Annotated in this window: 14 protein-coding genes; 5 read left to right on the top strand and 9 right to left on the bottom strand. The window is 50.4% G+C overall.

All coding sequences use genetic code 11. The features are described 5' to 3' along the window. Positions 1–248 precede the first annotated feature (248 nt). Both FC99_RS06545 and FC99_RS06540 read right to left on the bottom strand, forming a co-directional pair. Positions 249–2,198, bottom strand: coding sequence for a sugar MFS transporter (locus tag FC99_RS06545; RefSeq protein WP_048732761.1), 1,950 nt, complete (start codon positions 2,196–2,198; stop codon positions 249–251). Between the two features lie 444 nt (positions 2,199–2,642). Next, complete coding sequence (locus tag FC99_RS06540; protein ID WP_048732759.1) at positions 2,643–4,691, bottom strand: beta-galactosidase; 2,049 nt, start codon at positions 4,689–4,691, stop codon at positions 2,643–2,645. Positions 4,692–5,010: 319 nt separating this feature from the next. Between FC99_RS06540 and FC99_RS06535 the strand changes: the two genes are divergently transcribed. Next, positions 5,011–5,994, top strand: coding sequence for a LacI family DNA-binding transcriptional regulator (locus FC99_RS06535; protein WP_048732757.1), 984 nt, complete (start codon positions 5,011–5,013; stop codon positions 5,992–5,994). A 381-nt stretch (positions 5,995–6,375) separates the two neighbouring features. On the opposite strand, the gene FC99_RS06530 is transcribed toward FC99_RS06535, so the two are convergent. Beyond that, positions 6,376–8,088: an aryl-sulfate sulfotransferase gene (locus FC99_RS06530; protein WP_048732755.1), complete on the bottom strand. Its 1,713-nt coding sequence runs from the start codon at positions 8,086–8,088 to the stop codon at positions 6,376–6,378. A 284-nt stretch (positions 8,089–8,372) separates the two neighbouring features. On the opposite strand from FC99_RS06530, the gene FC99_RS06525 reads away from it, so the two are divergent. After that, complete coding sequence (locus FC99_RS06525; RefSeq protein WP_082153177.1) at positions 8,373–9,131, top strand: DUF975 family protein; 759 nt, start codon at positions 8,373–8,375, stop codon at positions 9,129–9,131. Positions 9,132–9,240: 109 nt separating this feature from the next. Here FC99_RS06525 and FC99_RS06520 read toward each other — a convergent pair whose 3' ends face one another. From FC99_RS06520 to FC99_RS06510, 3 genes are all read right to left on the bottom strand, one after another. Further along, complete coding sequence (locus FC99_RS06520; RefSeq protein WP_048732753.1) at positions 9,241–9,903, bottom strand: Fic family protein; 663 nt, start codon at positions 9,901–9,903, stop codon at positions 9,241–9,243. Between the two features lie 113 nt (positions 9,904–10,016). Next, complete coding sequence (locus FC99_RS06515) at positions 10,017–10,625, bottom strand: DUF2812 domain-containing protein (RefSeq protein WP_048732751.1); 609 nt, start codon at positions 10,623–10,625, stop codon at positions 10,017–10,019. 13 nt (positions 10,626–10,638) lie between these two features. Next, the gene (locus tag FC99_RS06510; RefSeq protein ID WP_048732749.1) at positions 10,639–10,950 is read right to left on the bottom strand and encodes a PadR family transcriptional regulator; all 312 of its coding nucleotides are present in this window, start codon (positions 10,948–10,950) and stop codon (positions 10,639–10,641) included. 290 nt (positions 10,951–11,240) lie between these two features. Here FC99_RS06510 and FC99_RS06505 point away from each other — a divergent pair, with 290 nt between their 5' ends. The 3 genes from FC99_RS06505 to FC99_RS06495 are packed head-to-tail and all read left to right on the top strand — an operon-like array spanning position 11,241 to position 13,440. After that, positions 11,241–11,606 carry a GntR family transcriptional regulator gene (locus FC99_RS06505; protein WP_048732747.1) on the top strand — a complete coding sequence of 122 codons (366 nt, stop codon included), beginning with the start codon at positions 11,241–11,243 and terminating at the stop codon, positions 11,604–11,606. Further along, on the top strand, positions 11,606–12,499 hold the full coding sequence (locus FC99_RS06500; RefSeq protein WP_048732745.1) for an ATP-binding cassette domain-containing protein: 894 nt from the start codon (positions 11,606–11,608) through the stop codon (positions 12,497–12,499). Before FC99_RS06505 ends, FC99_RS06500 begins: the two co-directional genes overlap by 1 nt. A gap of 11 nt (positions 12,500–12,510) precedes the next feature. After that, complete coding sequence (locus FC99_RS06495) at positions 12,511–13,440, top strand: ABC transporter permease (protein WP_048732743.1); 930 nt, start codon at positions 12,511–12,513, stop codon at positions 13,438–13,440. A gap of 320 nt (positions 13,441–13,760) precedes the next feature. Here the strand turns inward: FC99_RS06495 and FC99_RS06490 are convergent, their stop codons facing one another. The 3 genes from FC99_RS06490 to FC99_RS06480 are packed head-to-tail and all read right to left on the bottom strand — an operon-like array spanning position 13,761 to position 16,041. Further along, complete coding sequence (locus FC99_RS06490; protein WP_048732741.1) at positions 13,761–14,108, bottom strand: DUF2200 domain-containing protein; 348 nt, start codon at positions 14,106–14,108, stop codon at positions 13,761–13,763. Between the two features lie 15 nt (positions 14,109–14,123). Further along, positions 14,124–15,578 (bottom strand): PH domain-containing protein, encoded by a 1,455-nt coding sequence (locus FC99_RS06485; protein WP_048732740.1) that lies wholly within the window; start codon positions 15,576–15,578, stop codon positions 14,124–14,126. After that, positions 15,565–16,041 carry a PH domain-containing protein gene (locus tag FC99_RS06480; protein ID WP_048732738.1) on the bottom strand — a complete coding sequence of 159 codons (477 nt, stop codon included), beginning with the start codon at positions 16,039–16,041 and terminating at the stop codon, positions 15,565–15,567. The genes FC99_RS06485 and FC99_RS06480 overlap by 14 nt, the downstream gene beginning before the upstream one ends. Between the last annotated feature and the right edge of the window lie 143 nt (positions 16,042–16,184).

Below are 16,184 nucleotides of genomic sequence, written 5' to 3'. Positions count from 1 at the left end.
GTGGGGCCTTATAGATAGAGACACTTTGCGTATGAGTGGGGTGCCCGTGTGCCTAGAATTTGGAGAAGCACAACTGAACTCGAGGCTTGTGGGCTGTAAGGTTCAAGCTCAGTCTTTACGAGCACGGCTCTAGCAGTTATTGACCAGATAATCAGATATGTTTGAAGAACCATGTGTTTCTATAGCCCAAACATTGTGACGGTAGTGAACAACCTTAGCCGGAGGGCAACCATTCAACGCAAATTCCATTATTTAGCAGTCAAAGTAACATCCGTAACCGGTTGACCGTGTTTGACCTGGCCGCTGGTGAAGGCAGTCATGTTCTGAACACGAGCGGGTTGCGTGAAGAAGACGACCACGGTGTCATCCAGGTTGGCTTGGTGAATGCGTTCGGGGTCAAAGGTCATTAATAGGTCATTGGCCTTGATCTTCTGGCCGTCTTCGTAATGGGTCACAAACCCTTCGCCACGAAGGTTAACGGTGTCAATCCCCACGTGAATGATCATTTCCACACCGGAGTCGGAGATGATGCCCAAGGCGTGCCGGGTGGAGAAGGTAAATTTAACCGTCCCATCAAATGGCGCAAATAACTGATTACCAGATGGTTTGATGGCAAATCCCTTGCCAGGGAAGCCGTTCAATTCGTCTGGAATGGCGGTCAAGGCTTCGAGCTCACCATCAGCAGGCGCTAAAATGGTGGTCGCTTCGTCAGTGGCGACTGGTGTAGCGTCTTCTGGCGCAACGGCGATGTCACCCTTGGCTAATTTAGCTTGGAGTTCGTCGACGATTTCGGCGTGCATCTTTTCCGTGATCTTAACCTTGAAGGTGAAAATCAATAGGGCCAAGACGGCGCAGGCCAGTGGGGCGTAGAAGGCAAACAGCTCGAATGTGTGAATGTTGGTCGAGGTCATGTCCTTAGCGGTGGCACTACCGGTCATGCCAGCAACCAGGGCGATAGAACCGACGATCCCGTTTGATAAGGCTCCAGAAATTTTATCAATCATTGGCCGAATCGTCAGGGTAACGGCTTCGTTCCGGTTTCCATTTTTCAATTGACCGTATTCGATGGAGTCGGTCAGGGTCAAGACAGTGACCAGTTGGGCAAACGTAAAGTTGAAGAGAATCAAGCCAATGACGACCATGATGAGATTCGTCCGGGCGGTGATCAACAGGATGTAAGACAGAATCATGCTGACTTGACCAATCGTGAACAACATTTTACGAGGAATAAACTTGTTGAAGATCGGGTAGAGAGGCGCCGTGCAGAAACCGATAATGGTGGCGACTAGTCCGGCAATCCAGAATTCGTTTGGTTTCCCAATGACAAATTTGAAGAGGTAGTACAGCACCCCGTTGGTTGAGACGTAGGCAATCGAGTACATGAGGTAAGCCAAACTGGTCCAGAGAATCTGGTCATTGTGGACGATCCCTAAGAAAACGTCCTTGATGCTGGTCTTTTCCTTAGCGGCGTCCCGAATCACATTTTGTTTTTCGGTCGTCCCAAAGGCAACGGCTAAAGCGGACAGGATGGCGACGATGGCAATAATAATGGCAAATGCGAGCCAACCTTGAGGACCCTGTTCGTGTTTACCAGTAGCGAGAAAAGTGAAGAAAGTCGTGACGGGAACTACGATCATGGTCAGACCGTTCCACCCAATTGATCCGGTAAAAGAGCCAAGGGCGGTAAAGATTCCCCGTTCCTTGCTGTCTTCACTGATGGCGGGGACCATGCCCCAGTAAGAAACGTCACAGAGTGAGTAGAAGATGTCGAGGGCCACGAAGAGAATTACGAAGACCACGGCGAAGAGAATCCAGTTAACTTTTGCAAGGCCAAAGATCCCGGTAAATAGGATGACTAGCAAGATGGAGCTGGTGACCCCACCAATGACTTGCCAGGGCTTGAATTTTCCCCAGCGCGTATTGGTGTTGTCGACGACATTCCCCAAGATGGGGTCAATGACGACTTCGGCCAGCCGAATGATCACGACTAACCCGGTAATGAGCCCGATGAGCTTGCTGGCAATGGCTTTTGGTAGATCAGCGAACATCCCACTGGTTACGTAGATGATGAAGTAGGTACTCAATGCACCATAGAACGCAGAGTGCCCTAAGTTCCCAAACGAAAACGAAATCCGTTCGATCCATTGGCGACCCGTTAAATGCTGTTTAGCGGCGGCCGGTTGATTTGTATTTTCCATGTTTATGCCTCATTTTTAGTAAAATTCAGTAGCGGTTGATTTGGTGCGATAATCATTAAGTGTTGAATCTAAGAACTGTGGTACCTTCGCCTTACCGGCCGGCAGATATGGGCTGGAGCGGTGCGGACACAACTTGAAGCCTCGAAAATACCGAGTCTTCAAGCTTGGTCTTCTGCTAAGCCAGCGGGAAAATTTCCCACTGACTAAGCAGAACGACGCGCCTGAGCCCATATCTGCCGACCTCTCGGCTTACACGGTGGCATGAGACTACATTAATTCTCACGTTGACCAGCGTAAAATCCAGCTAATTTTAGGATACAACATTCAATCTAAGCCGGAGGAGGACTGGAATGTAGCCAGCCGTGAGCGAGAAGACTGGTGCTCTTGCAGGCTGAAGCGTCCCCACAGCAGGCGGAATCCCTGGCAGCCGCAGTACGACCCAGCTTAGACGGTGTAGACCTTCACGTCGAAAGGCTTGAGCGCTTGGGTACCGGCGGCCACGTTTTGACCCGATAAGACTTCGGTCAGGGACTTAGTTGTCGTGACGGTAGCGGGCTTTTCGCTAAAGTTGATGACGAAGAAGAACTGTTGGCCAGCCTTTTCGCGGACCTGAATGGAGACGGTCGGGCCTTGCTTTTCAATTGGCAAGTCTGGTTTTAAGCTAAACTCGTCAGCTAATTGGTCGTAGAAGTCTTCGAGGAAGGCTTCCTCTGTCCGGGCGGCGACATAGTAGGCAGTCCCTTTGCCACAAGTGTTCTTGGTCAGTGCAGAACTGCCGGCGAAAAAGTCGTCTTGATACGTTGCCAGTGACTGAGCCGTGTCGACGGTAACCGTATCGGCGTAGTCGTTTACCGTGTAGGTCTTGTCGAAGGCGGCCACGTGGTTGTGCTGTTTAGGGTAAAGGGTGGTCGTTTCTTGGAATTCGACGCCGTAAACGTCGTGTAGAGCTTGGGGCCAGCCGCCGAGGTAGGCGAGAAAGTTCTTGTCGACTATGCCGGTCATGTAGGTACCGACTAAGTGGCCACCCTGCTGCACGTAGTCGCGGAGCTTTTCGGTGAAGGCTTCACTCATCATGAAGTGCATCGGATCGATGACCAGTGTGTAGGGGGTCAGGTCGTCCTGCGTGGAGATCAGGTCAACGGGGATGTCGTGTTCCCAGAAATATTGGTAGTGTTCCTGAATGGTCCGCCAATACTTTTTTGTTTCGTTTGAATAATTGCGTGAATCATCGAGGGCCCACATGTTGTCGTAGTCGTAAACAATAGCGACCTTGGCTGACTGATAATGCGTGGCCTTAGCGGGTTTTAAGTTGACCAAGTCTTGGCCGACCTGAGCAACTTCCTTGAAGATGCGGGTCTTATCGCTGAGCTGATGGGTGATAACGGCGCCGTGGAACATTTCGGATGAGCCGCGGGACTGGTGAAGCTGGAAGTAGTTGACGGCATCCGCGCCGTGAGCAACCTGTTGGAGCGACCCCATTTGATGCATGCCGGGTAATTTAGCACGGTTGTAAGGGTGCCAGTTGACTTGGGAAGGCGTGCTTTCCATGATCAAATAGTTCTGGTGCTTGAGGCTTCGCATCACATCGTTCATGAGTGCGGTCTTCATTGCGAGGTGCGCGGTACTTTCGTAGTCGTTGGCCCAGTTAGGATAGGAATCCCAGCTGACGATGTCGACGTGTTGCGCGAACTTTTGGTAGTCCAGGTCGTAGTGAACGTGGGATTCGGGGGGGTTGCCGCCCATGAAGTTCGTGGTGATGGGGATGTTGGGCGTCAGTTCGCGCAACGGTTTAATTTCGGCTTCATAGAAATCAATCGTGCGGTCGGTGACGAACCGTTTCCAGTCGAGGTTCAGGCCCAATAAGGTCTGGTCGCCCAGTGGAGATGGAGAATGTACCTGATCCCAGCTGGTGTAGGTGTGGCTCCAGAACTTAGCCCAGTAGGCCCGGTTCAGGTTGTCCAGCGTGTGGTACTTGGCTTTGAGCCAGTCACGAAAGGCGTCTTGGCAAAGGTCACAGTAGCAGGAGCCACCGTACTCGTTAGAAATATGCCAGAGAATCAGGCTCTTGCGGTGGCCGTACCGTTCGGCCAGCTTGCGGTTGATCTCTTGGACCTTCTGCCGGTAAACGGGGGAGGTGTAGCAGTGGTTGTGGCGCTCACCGAAGATGTTCTTGGAACCGTCTTCGTTGGTTCGCAACACTTCGGGATACTTTTCGGCCAGCCAACGCGGTTTGGCACCACTAGGGGTCGCCAGGATAACGTGGCCGTTCTGTGCCTCAGCGCGGTCGAAGATGTCGTCCAACCAGGAGAAGTCGAATTTGCCTTCTTCTGGTTCTAGTTGGGCCCAGGAGAAGATACCCAAGGTCACATCGTTAATGTTGGCTTCTTTGAAGAAATTAAAGTCTTGGTCGATAATTTCGGGGTGGTCCAACCACTGTTCGGGGTTGTAATCGCCACCGTGTAGGAAATCGCTTACATTTAATTGTGCTGTCATTTGTTTGATTACGCTCCTTTTAGAGGATTTGCTTAAGTCCAAGGTAAATAGTAGACTAAAAATTTAGTTAATGAAAGCGCTTAAAAATAGTAAACTAGTAAAGATTAGTAAACGTCTTTTAAATGATATTTAGCAATTTAGCTCGCAACTGAATAGCCGTTTAGAGTATGATTAAAGGGAAATACAGGTGGATTCGCTTTTAAATTTATATAAAATGCAAACGCTTACGTTGCCGCTTTTAGTAAATAGTTAACGTGACGCGATTAAAGTCACTGCGAATCATCTTAACGGTTTAGCACAGAACAAGGGAGTGAGAAAATTGGCGACAATTAAAGAAATTGCTCAGAAGTCGGGGTATTCTTCAGCGACGGTATCCCGTTTTCTCAACGATGACCCGACCTTTTCCATTTCGGAGAAGGCGCAGCAACGCATCACGCGGGTGGCAAATGAATTGAATTATCATCACGAGGACAGCGCGAAGAGTAGTCAGTACCAGGTTGCGGTGCTCCTCTCGGTGGACCCGCAAAAGGAGCTGGAGGATTCCTACTTTAGCAGTATCCGCAAGAACATCATTGCGGCGGGGAAGGCGGCGGATATGGATGTGCAGTTCTATCGGCACGTGCAAGATGTTCCGCAGAAGATCGACGGACTGATTGCACTGGGGCCGTTCACGCGTGACGACATTCAGTTAATGAAGAAGTTGACGGCGAATACGGTCTTTGCGGACGTCAATCCGGACCCGCACACGTTCAATTCGGTCCAGCCAAACTACGAGTCGATGGTCCACGTGGCGATTGACTCCTTTCGCCGATCGGGTATTACATCGATCGGACTAATTGGCGGTAAATTCTGGCACGCAGACTTTCCGGACGATCCGCGGACGACTTATTTTGAAAGCTATATGCGGGAGTTGGGACTATTTGACGAACGTTTTGTCTTGATTGGCGAAGAGTTTTCGGTGCACTGCGGCTACCAAATGGGCCTGAAACTGGTTGGCATGATGGACCAACACCCATTGCCGAAGGGCTTCATCGTCGCCTCGGACCCATTGGCAGTCGGGGTACTAAAGGCGTTTAACGAAAATAAGGTGACGGTACCCGTGGATACGGCCATCATCAGCGTCAACGACATTGATATTGCCAAGTACGTCTCGCCACCATTGACGACGTTCAGAATCGACACGACCGAAATTGGCCGGTCGATCATCAGCACGCTACGTGACGGTATCTTGTTCCCAACGCAGTCTAAGCGCGAGATTCGGTTGGATTGCGAACTGATTCAGCGGAAGAGCTTTGTGTGGTAAACGAAGTAGGCATTCCAGATAATCCTTCGTGCAAGGAAAATCTGGAATGCCTACTTTTTGTAGTCGGAACGGGTTGTTGCGGATACGTTGAAATGATGTCTTAGCTGTCTTAGCGAGTTGAAAGGTCACTATCTGTGAAGACTAGTAGTGGCTGTCAATGTCAGTTATGGTAAAAATCAATCAGAGCCGGAGGAGGACAGGGATGTAGCCAGCCGTGGAAATAGCGGTCGCTGTTAGCGACCACTATGGGCGACTTTGGAGACACGTGGTTTTCGTGGCTTCAAAGCGAGCGAGAAGACTGGTGTTCTTCCAGGCTGAAGCGTCCCCACAGCAGGCGGAATCCCTGTTTTCCGGAGTGCGGCCAATTCCAACCAGTCTAAATCACTTGATCGAGTTCAACCCAATGCTAGCGGAGCCGGGGTACAAGGACATGCGTTGTGCCCGGTAGCTCCAGTCGCCGTGAGCGAACTTGGTGCGGTCGACATCGAAGACGATTTTGCCAGTCTTGCGGTTGACCTCGACGAACTCGCTGCGTTTGCCATTGTCGGCGTAACCGAAGCCAATCAGGGTGTTGCCTTTACCGACGGCATAACTGCTACCGACGATGTTGGTGAAGTTGCGTTGACCGAGCGTCTTACCAAAGCTCCAGGTCTTTTCGACCGTGCCCTTGAGTTGGTTGATTTTGACGATTTCACCGGCGGACCACTTCTTGGACTGCTTGGTCTTGCCCCGCGTGACCGGAACGTTGTTGTCGTAGTACTGCAGGTCGATCGTATCACCGGTCGTTTGGTGCGGATGTAGCAGCATGACGGCGTGTTGACCACCGCTGTACCGGAAGTTTTTGGTCGTCGGCTTTAAGAGGTATTTCTGGTAACTCTGCGGCAGTTTTTCCGGTGAGGACAAGATCCATTTGAGCTTGGTGGTCTTATAGTTGATGGCAAACATCATATCCTGATTCCGCCCAGATACAATCAGTTCGTCACGCTGCTGATCATAGTACATCGAGTTTTGATGGAACCAGTCGATCTTGCCGTCTGGGCGGTGGGTACCGTCGTACTGCGTGTAGGCCGACTTGGGCAAAATGCGTTTCAGGTCGATGATCTTGACGATTTTGGCCGTCTTGTAGTTGATTTCGATCATGGTGTCCTCAACGTACTTGCTGGAACCATCGTCCACCGTTAACAGCAGATTGTGGTTGGGCAGTTCGATGGCATCGTGGTGAATGACCGTGTTGGTTTCCAGCTTGCTGTGATCCTGGCGAGTTGGAAAGAGGCCGCTGAAGTTGTACTGGCGGTAAACGCGGCCGTAGAAATCGGTCTCCCGGAGTGCGTTGTATTTGTGTTCACTAGGGGAGATCTTGGTGAGAATCAGCAGGTGGTTATTGGCAAGCTGTTTGAAGATGTGCGAAATCTTTTCGGTGCTGTACCAGCGAACTTGACCGGCGGCGTCCAGGCCGTACGTGATGCCCTGACTACTGACGGCAAAGGTGAGCCGGGTATGACCGGTGCCCAGGGCCATTTGCTGAGGCTTGCTGGTCTTGAGCACGTTGTGGCCGATCTGCTTAGGCGCCGCGCCGGTCTTCATGGTGTAGGTCGCGTAGGAGGTCTGACCGTTGTGCTTGGTGAAGGTCAGGGTGACGCGGTTGGTTCGGTCGGCGTAGAGACCGAGCACGCCAACACGATGGGTCGTTTGGTAGCCGGCTAATTTTTTGGTGATCGTCGTGGCCGGCGTGTCACCATGAACGGTTAGCGACACCCGAGTCGCGGCCTGCGTCTTGACTAAAATTAGGCCGGACAGCGGGGAGGTCTTGTAGGGGTTCACGATGACCTTGGCGTTGGCTGATCCGGGCTTTAGCGCCTTGAGTTGTTGCTGGTAATCCGTCGTCAGGGTGTTGGTAGCCGTGGTATTCTTGGTGGACAGGGCGGGCCGCAGATTCAATTTGATCTGGGGCGTTGCCAGCACATTTTTCTGGTGATAGGTTTGATGGACTAGCAGGAAACGACGCAGATTGTGTCGCTCGTGATAGGCAGTCGCACCGCCCACGATGATCACGACCAGAAGAACGCTGAAGCTGATCTTCCAAAATTTCTTCATAGTATGTAAAAACTCCTTCTAGGGGGCCAGCGACGGCCAACAGTACGTTAACCGGCCGCTAGATACCTTGCCTGATAATTAGTTAGGGTGACAACTTTGTCATTTTAGCAATTATATTGGGTGAAAACAACCTAGTGGGTCGGTGGTTTGGTCGTGTAAATGGGGCGTGGATTTAGCCATTTACTGGGAAAATAAGGTGAACCCCTAGTCAAATCGTGTCAGATTGTATACTATAAGGACAAAGCGGCGACTGGACTGACCCAGTGCAATTAGAGGAGGAAAATATGGACTCACAAGATCGCGTTAACTTAAAAATGGGGGCCAAGCGACAGGTTCTCGATCATTACAAATTCTATGTTCTGCTATCGATTCTCTGGTTAGCACTTTGGTGGATCGGGGATACCATGTATACTCGGGATATCAACCTGATTACCCGGATCAACGAGGCCAGCTCTGGTTGGTCATTCAATAGTTTCTTCTCGTTTGCCGGTATCTTCTTCATCGTGGCCTCGATGCTCCATGTGGGGACCCAACTGACCATGATCGACCTCGACCGGGCGACGGCGGAGATGGACAACCCGATTCAACGTAGCTTTGCCCTGTTTGACAAGGGCCAGTACTTCCTGGGATGGATGTTCATCTGCATCTTTATCGGGATTTTCACGTTCCTGTGGTCACTGCTCTTGTTCTTCCCGGGAATTATCAAGGCATATTCCTATTCCCAGGCCTTCTACATCTACCGGGACGCCTATGACCGCGGTGAAAATATCACGGCCCTTGAGGCCATTACCCGTTCGCGAGAAATGATGAACGGCTACAAGTCCTTCCTGTTCATCATGGACCTGAGCTTCATTCTCTGGTTCATTCTGGGAGGCATCACGTTTGGCTTGGCCTTCCTGTTCGTCATGCCGTACTACGATTTGGCGCGGGCCAAGTTCTACAATCAACTGGTCTGGCGGCAAACGGAAAATCGGCCACATGTGATGGACGATGCCGACGCGAGTGATGATGAGGGTAGCGACGAATCTGACAGCGAGCTTTAAATAGATCAGACTGCAAAGGTCGGGGGATTTCTCGACTCACATCTTTCAAATATAAGTCTAAACAAAAGTGGCACGTTGAAATAATTTCGACGTGTCACTTTTTTGACAACTAACTTAATTTCATACCGCGAATGCAGTTGTCATACAACCATATTTTTAGGTTCTGACCATTGCCCGTTTCGTAAAAGGGGGCGAGTAAATTGTTGAAAGTTTCTAGCTGTTCTTCGTTAACGGTAATGATTCCGATACCAGCTGGAATGGCGATGTAATTGATGGTCAAAAAGGCTGTGCGTTTGTTGCCATCCCAATAGAATTGGTCGCGCATCATGACGAGTAATAGATTCAATAGACGTTCCGTTAGACTCTTACCTTGGTCTAAAACGCCTGAAACGCGTTCAGGAACCTTATCAATATCCGGAATCGCTGGGACGTAACTTGTGTCATCGAGCATGACGTTTCCTGTCCGGATATTTCCTGGATCTAGCGAGTCATCTTGTGCGGCAATTGCGTTGATATGGTTGCTAATTGCTAGCGAGTAGGGCACTTCATTAGCAATGACGAATTGCCAGGCACGTTTCAAATTAACGATGGTGATGATTTCGTCAGTTGGTATTCCCGACACGCCTAGGCCATCAACAATGGTCTGCGTTTGATCCAAGGTTGCCTGAACATTTTCTAGTTTTGAAGTCGCGTAGACTAAGTTAACTAAATTCTTTTTAGCAAAAAATCGGGCGGACTTTTCGGTCATTTGAAACTTGTTATCATATGACATTTTGATACCCCCTGGGAGACTTATGGATTGCCCTTATTCCGCTTATTTTAAGAACTATTCAAAGCGCTTATCAGCATCATTAGAAATACCGGGTAACCTTAGTTCGGTTAAGATCACTCCCGATACCCATTCCGAATCGCCCGGCACAGGTAATAGATACCGACAATCAGGAAAATATACACGAGAAGCATGCGCAGTAAGACAAACGGTGTCTCAAAGAGCAGGGCCTTCCAGAACGACTCTCCCTGCATTTGCCACAGACCTGGTGTGAAGTACCAAGTTTTGACATCGACGATATTTACATTTTCCACTCCCTTGATGTAGAAAAAGTATATGAGAAAGACTACACCGTAGATGGCACTGAACCGACTGAATCGCCGGCGACATCTGACCTTGGAGCGCTCATCTGAAAAGATGTCATTGGCCGATGCGGCACTCTTCTGTTGAAAGTACTGAATGCCCCCATGCCGACTGCCAGCGGTGAGCTGCCAACCGCTGTCGCTGAAGAGTTGGCGATAGTTTTGATAGTTGCGTCGACTCATGCCTTTGTCGCGAAAGTCCAAGCGCGTATACGGGTTGAACTGATCGTTGGCTGTCAGGGCCTCAAAGGTATAGCGGTGCAAGAACGGATTCACCGCGGTCAAACGGTAGCCAGTCTCCTGAACCGCATTGATCCAGTCCTCTTCTTCGTTAAGATCCAAAAACACGTGAAATCTTTTCATGTCCTTTTTCCTCCTAATAGCCGAATTCTTCGGCAAGCTTCCCCAAGCTCCGTAGTCGTTGTGTTTCTAATTTTAAAATTGATTTCCCAGTATCAGTGATCAAATACACGCGTCGCCGCTTATCATTGCTAGGAACCTCCTTGATCCACTTCAGTTTCAGCAAGTTCTCCGTAGCCCCGTACATGGTGCCCGCGGCGATCTTGACGGTGCCTTCGCTGAGTCGCTCGATCTCCTGAATGGCACCGTAGCCGTGGAGTGGTTGCGTGAGTGCCAGCAGGATGTAGTAAGTTGTTTCGGTTAGCGGTAAATGCTTATTTCGCGCCATGTGCCTTCTCCTAACTTGATCTGCAAAATACACAGTCAAACTATATACAGTTCAACTATACATAGCATAACTGTATAGTCTAACTTTTTCAAGTCATAATTTTGGTGGCAACGGTGATGGCATTGTTACGTGTCAACCCATAAGCATGGTGTCTTTGTAGCGGACCGGTGTCCTAACGAAAAACGATTGTAGCCACAGGTGAAATTTAAATCTAGGGGTTGCCAAATCAAGTGTACTAGGTATAATAGTACACACGGGACACGTAGCCAAACACCAAGGGGTGAGGAACAATGCAAGCAAATGATTCTAGTCTGCCGTATTACGAGCAGCTGGTCCTGCAGGTTAAACAACAAATCGTGCAGGGTATCTTGCAGCCGGGGGACCGATTACCGTCCGTCAGAGACATGGCGCGACAGGTACAGTTGAACCCGAACACGGTCAGTAAGGCCTACAAGCAACTGGAGACGCAACACGTGATCACCACGGTTCACGGTAAGGGCACGTATGTCCGCGAAACGGCCGAATATGGTGATAGCGCCCAGGTCGTTGCCAGCAAAAAACAACTTTTAACATTATTGACGGAGATTCGCTACCTCGGCGTACCGGTAGAAGAGGTCGTCGGGTGGATCAGAGCGGCATATGAGGGGGCAGAGTAGTGACATTACAAGTAACGCAGTTAAGCAAACAGATCAATGGCCGGCCAATTGTTGAAGACATCAGTTTTCAGTGGACGCCAGGTGAAATTATTGGGCTAGTTGGCCGAAATGGTGTTGGGAAAACGACCCTGTTTCGGACCATGATCAACCAGTACGTTGCGGATGCCGGCAAGGTGACCGTGGATGATCACGATATCGTGACCACGCCGGAAGAGCAACGGCAGGTTTTCTTCTTGGACGTCCAGTATAATTTCTTAGATAACTACCGGTTGTGGGAGTTACCCGATTTTTACGGTGACGTTTACCCACAATTTGATCAGCAACGTTATCTGGCGCTGTTGACTCAGTTCAAATTAGATAGGAATAGCCAGTATCGGCGACTGTCCAAGGGGATGCGGGCGTTGACCAATATGATTTTGGCCTTAACGTCTAATGCCACGTACATTATTCTGGACGAACCATTCGATGGTTTAGATGTTATCGTACGGGAAAATATTGCGACCATGATCATTGATGAAATTGCCGACCAGAAAAAGGGGTTCTTGATTTCATCGCATGATTTAAACGAACTCGACGGGCTCAGTGACCGAGTGCTCCTATTGAAGGATAGCCATTTGGTACATGATTACAATCTGGAGGATGTCCGGGCTAAGGCCAAGAAGCTCCAGTTAGTCTTCAAGGATAAGCAGATTCCGGCTGTGCTAAAGGATCACAGTAAGTTGATTCGGGTGTCTGGACGGGTCTTGGTCGTCGTGATCACGGATTATACACCAGCAATTGACCAACAGTTGAAGGCCTTGCAGCCAGTCTTGTTTGAAGAATTACCGTTAACGTTGGAAGACCTGTTCCGCGCCAATTTGGCACACGACACGGGTTACCAACTGATGAAGTAGGGGGAATTAAGATGCACAATCAATTAGATCGACTCATTTGGCGGCGGCATCGGCGACTATTCTTGGTCGCTGGTGGGTTAGCGCTATTGGGATGCTTCATGAGTACAATTCTTTCGTTGCATGGTCTGCCACACAGTGCAACCCAACTGGTAGACGGCAACATTCAAAATTGGAACGTGTACATGGGCGCTTATTTCTCGGGCTTTCCCGGTTGGATCGTTGCTGTTTACTGGCTAGCTGGTCTCCTAATCATGAATCAAGATTTGAAGGATAACTTTAACCAATTTCTGTTCACCAGTGGCTTTTCTCGTCGACGGGTCTACTGGTCAAAAATTAAGATTGCAATGGCGGCGTTGTTCGTGATTGCCGTGTTGACGATTGCCTTAGAGTACGGAATGCTGTGGGTGATGAAGCCGGCTGGAGTTGGCTTTCATTTAGCATGGCCGGGCGTCTTGACTTCATGGATTGTGGGCCTATTATCCTCAATTGGGATGTTTTCACTGACCTGGTTTGCGGCTTTGATCGTCGGTCAGACTGGGGCGTTGATGGTCACAATTGTCGGCTTTACTCTTTCTTTAGTTGGTTCTTCCACAATTAGTGTTAATATCTTAAGAGAGAGTGGCGTGGCCCTGAACGCGGAACAGCAGGCGTGGCTCATGGGGGTAAGTTTTCTCGTGGCTGCGATCATCCTGTTCGTGTGGGGTGCCGCTCTGTATAACCATCTGTCACTGGAACATAACGGGGAGTACTTACTCTTCCCGAAATTAAAGGTGCCAGTATACATCGTTTTCGTCGTTTACGTGACTTCACTCAGTGTGTGGGGTACGGACGGCTGGTCATTGGTATTTTGGTTCCTAGCGTCCGCCATCTTCGGTTATTGCTGGTTATGGCGGCCACGGCTTGGCGAAATGTTTCATCAATGGCGTTCGCGTAGAGGCTAGAGAGTAGGTTTCAGAATTGATTTATTTTGGCGGCCAAACGGCTTGGGGAAGTGCAGTCGTTGCCAAGGGGAGCAAGTCAGCGTTGGGGAATGCTGACTTGAAATAAAAAACACCCACCACGGATTTTTTCTGTGGTGAGTGTTTTTTTGCGGGATTGATGTCTCTGGGTCGCACTACGGCTGCCAGGGATTCTGGCTTAGTAGAAAACCAATTTTGGAGACTCGTGTTTTTCGAGGCTTCAAATTGTGTTTGCACTGTTTCCAGCCCATATCTGCCAGCCGGTAAGGCGAAGGACAGAGCCGTAGCGTGGCCAGTTTCACCTACCGTAAGACTTGATCCATCGACTTTCCCTTAGCCAGTTCGTCGACGAGCTTGTCGAGGTAGCGAATCTGTTGCATGAGTGGATCGGCGATGTCTTCGACGCGGACGCCGCAGATGACACCGGTGATGAGGTGGGCATTGGGGTTGAGCCGTGGTGCGGCCGCGAAGAATGTTTTAATGGTGACTTGTTGTTCGAGTTGGCGTTGTAGGGCAGGCGCATCGTAACCCGTTAACCAGGTGATGACTTGGTCGAGTTCGGCAGTAGTGCGATTCTTTTTTGCCAATTTTTGCTGATAGAGTGGATAGATCTTAGCAAACGACATTTTAAAAATTCGCGGTTCGGTCATGATGCGAGCTCCCTTCTAAGTGCGGTGCAGATACCAACTGTAGAGATCTTGGGCGGCAGTGACGGGAACGTAGCGTAGTTCAATGGCTTGGTTGTGATTGCCATGGCGCACGTTAACGGTTAAGTGTGCGAGCTGCGTCTTCTTCATCCAAATGGATTGCTGGAAATTCATGGATTGAATTTTATCGGCGGGAACGTAGTAGACCTCCCGCGTCCAAAAGTGGCCAGTCTGTAAGGCTAACAGGTTGGACGAAATCAGTGCTCCCGCCGTATTACGACCGGCAAAACGGCCCTGAAGAACGGCGATAATGACCAGCAGGAGACTAATACAACTCAGATGGGGCCAGAGCCAGGCAATAATGACGGCTGGCAGAGCCACGAATAAAACGGCGTTGCGGATGAGATACCAGTTGCGGGGAACGCGCAGGGCGGTCAGGTCCGGCACAGTCTGCGGTAGCCAGTCAACGAACGGCGTCATGGTCTGATAAACGGCCTGATTGGCGATTACCGGCATGATGACCAAATCGTTGTCATCGTCGTCGCTGGCGGCTTTGGAGGCGATCAGAACTTGAACCGTTTGCAGGTGCAGCCATTGCCGCAAAATATTTTGTTTGATCCGAATGGCCTGAATCCGTGCGATGGGAGCCGTGATGGTGTTGCGTTGAAAGAGCCCCTTGGCGGCCTTGAGTTGGTCGGGTTCGCGGTCGAGTTCGAAGTGATAGTAGCGCGTTAAGGTCCAGAGAAAGGCCCCCAGCCAAGCGACGATGATCACCAAGACGATACCGCCAATGAGCATGACCAACGCCATGTGACTGGCATCATCGATCAGTGAATTGGTAAATGATTTAGGGAGCTTATTGTATAGCCCCAGGAGAACTAGTAGAAATGGAATAAAAATGAGTGATGTCAGACCAAACTTGATTAAGTCCGTCGAGTTGATTCGATAGTGGGCCAGGACGGGGGTGTCGGTTGGGACAGGAATCGCGGCCGCGTCCGGTGTGGCTACCTCGTCCGCTGCGGTTGGCGTTGTGGTAGGTGCGGTGTGCCGGTAATGATCAATGGCATCAGCCACGTCGGTGGGAACCGCGGCTAACCGGGCTTCCGGAGCGTTGTCGTCGTGACTAGCGGTCTCAATCAGCACTTCTTCTAGTTTGAATGGGCGAAGGTAAAACCACTGTTTACGCTGCACCGTTTGGATGCGCGAGTAGGGGATGTGTTCGTGGTGCCGGACGAAGATGCCGGAGTGAATGATCACGGCGTCGGGGGTCACGGCGTAGGACAGTGTGAGCCACTTTAGCGTAGGCCAGATCAGGAAGACTAGTAGCATTAAGGCTAATGTGCCCCAGAACCAGATGGAGTTAATGTGACGCCATTGGGATAATAACAAAATAAATAAAAACCAGTAGTCCTTGAAACTTTTCGCGATGTGCTGAAGGAGGCCCAGAGGATGGGTTCGTTTAGGCGTTGTCATGGCGCGCCTCCCGAGCTAACCGCATGATCTGTTCACGGAATTGCTCGGCCTCGGGCAGCTCAAGGCCTTCAATGCTATGGCTGGTAGCGGCGGTCGCCACGGTGACCTTCGTCAATTTTTGCCACTGCAACAGGGGACCGGCGTTGAGCGTGACGTTTTGGACCCGGGCAATCGGAATGGCGACCCGCTTTTGAAAAATAAAGCCGGCTTGCATTTCAACCGCCAAGTCGGAAATCTGATAGCGCGTAAATTGGTAGCGGTAGGGGATCAAGGCGACCTCAACGATGGGTTCCACGATGGTTAAAACGAGACTGGCAATGGGAATCCAGACGGCCCAATTCCAGTAAAGGTAGGTAAGTTGAAGTAGCCCGGTGATGACGATCAATGCCAGCAGACTCCCCAGGGCGCTGTACCCCCAGATGCGCTTGATGCGGGGTGGCAGATGATGCGTGGTTGGTTGCATAGTGTGCAAACTCCTCTCCTTGATAATCTAAGTGTAGCAATCACCCGGCATATTGACAACCGACAGGGGTAAACGAATATGTGTTTCTTGTCGCTGGCGGTTGGCAGGGACTTCACCCGGTGGGACCCGCCTGAATCCTGCGG

The organism is Levilactobacillus koreensis JCM 16448, from assembly GCF_001435525.1.
Classification (GTDB): domain Bacteria; phylum Bacillota; class Bacilli; order Lactobacillales; family Lactobacillaceae; genus Levilactobacillus; species Levilactobacillus koreensis.
Note: the sequence above shows the minus strand (reverse complement) of the source record. Positions and strands in the feature narration are given on the sequence as shown.

Bases quoted from the DNA above. Each gene is read 5' to 3' on its own strand.
- FC99_RS06545 (WP_048732761.1), bottom strand. From the start codon at position 2,198: ATGGAAAATACAAATCAACCGGCCGCCGCTAAACAGCATTTAACGGGT.
- FC99_RS06540 (WP_048732759.1), bottom strand. From the start codon at position 4,691: ATGACAGCACAATTAAATGTAAGCGATTTCCTACACGGTGGCGATTAC.
- FC99_RS06530 (WP_048732755.1), bottom strand. From the start codon at position 8,088: ATGAAGAAATTTTGGAAGATCAGCTTCAGCGTTCTTCTGGTCGTGATC.
- FC99_RS06525 (WP_082153177.1), top strand. From the start codon at position 8,373: ATGGACTCACAAGATCGCGTTAACTTAAAAATGGGGGCCAAGCGACAG.
- FC99_RS06520 (WP_048732753.1), bottom strand. From the start codon at position 9,903: ATGTCATATGATAACAAGTTTCAAATGACCGAAAAGTCCGCCCGATTT.
- FC99_RS06515 (WP_048732751.1), bottom strand. From the start codon at position 10,625: ATGAAAAGATTTCACGTGTTTTTGGATCTTAACGAAGAAGAGGACTGG.
- FC99_RS06510 (WP_048732749.1), bottom strand. From the start codon at position 10,950: ATGGCGCGAAATAAGCATTTACCGCTAACCGAAACAACTTACTACATC.
- FC99_RS06505 (WP_048732747.1), top strand. From the start codon at position 11,241: ATGCAAGCAAATGATTCTAGTCTGCCGTATTACGAGCAGCTGGTCCTG.
- FC99_RS06495 (WP_048732743.1), top strand. From the start codon at position 12,511: ATGCACAATCAATTAGATCGACTCATTTGGCGGCGGCATCGGCGACTA.
- FC99_RS06490 (WP_048732741.1), bottom strand. From the start codon at position 14,108: ATGACCGAACCGCGAATTTTTAAAATGTCGTTTGCTAAGATCTATCCA.
- FC99_RS06485 (WP_048732740.1), bottom strand. From the start codon at position 15,578: ATGACAACGCCTAAACGAACCCATCCTCTGGGCCTCCTTCAGCACATC.
- FC99_RS06480 (WP_048732738.1), bottom strand. From the start codon at position 16,041: ATGCAACCAACCACGCATCATCTGCCACCCCGCATCAAGCGCATCTGG.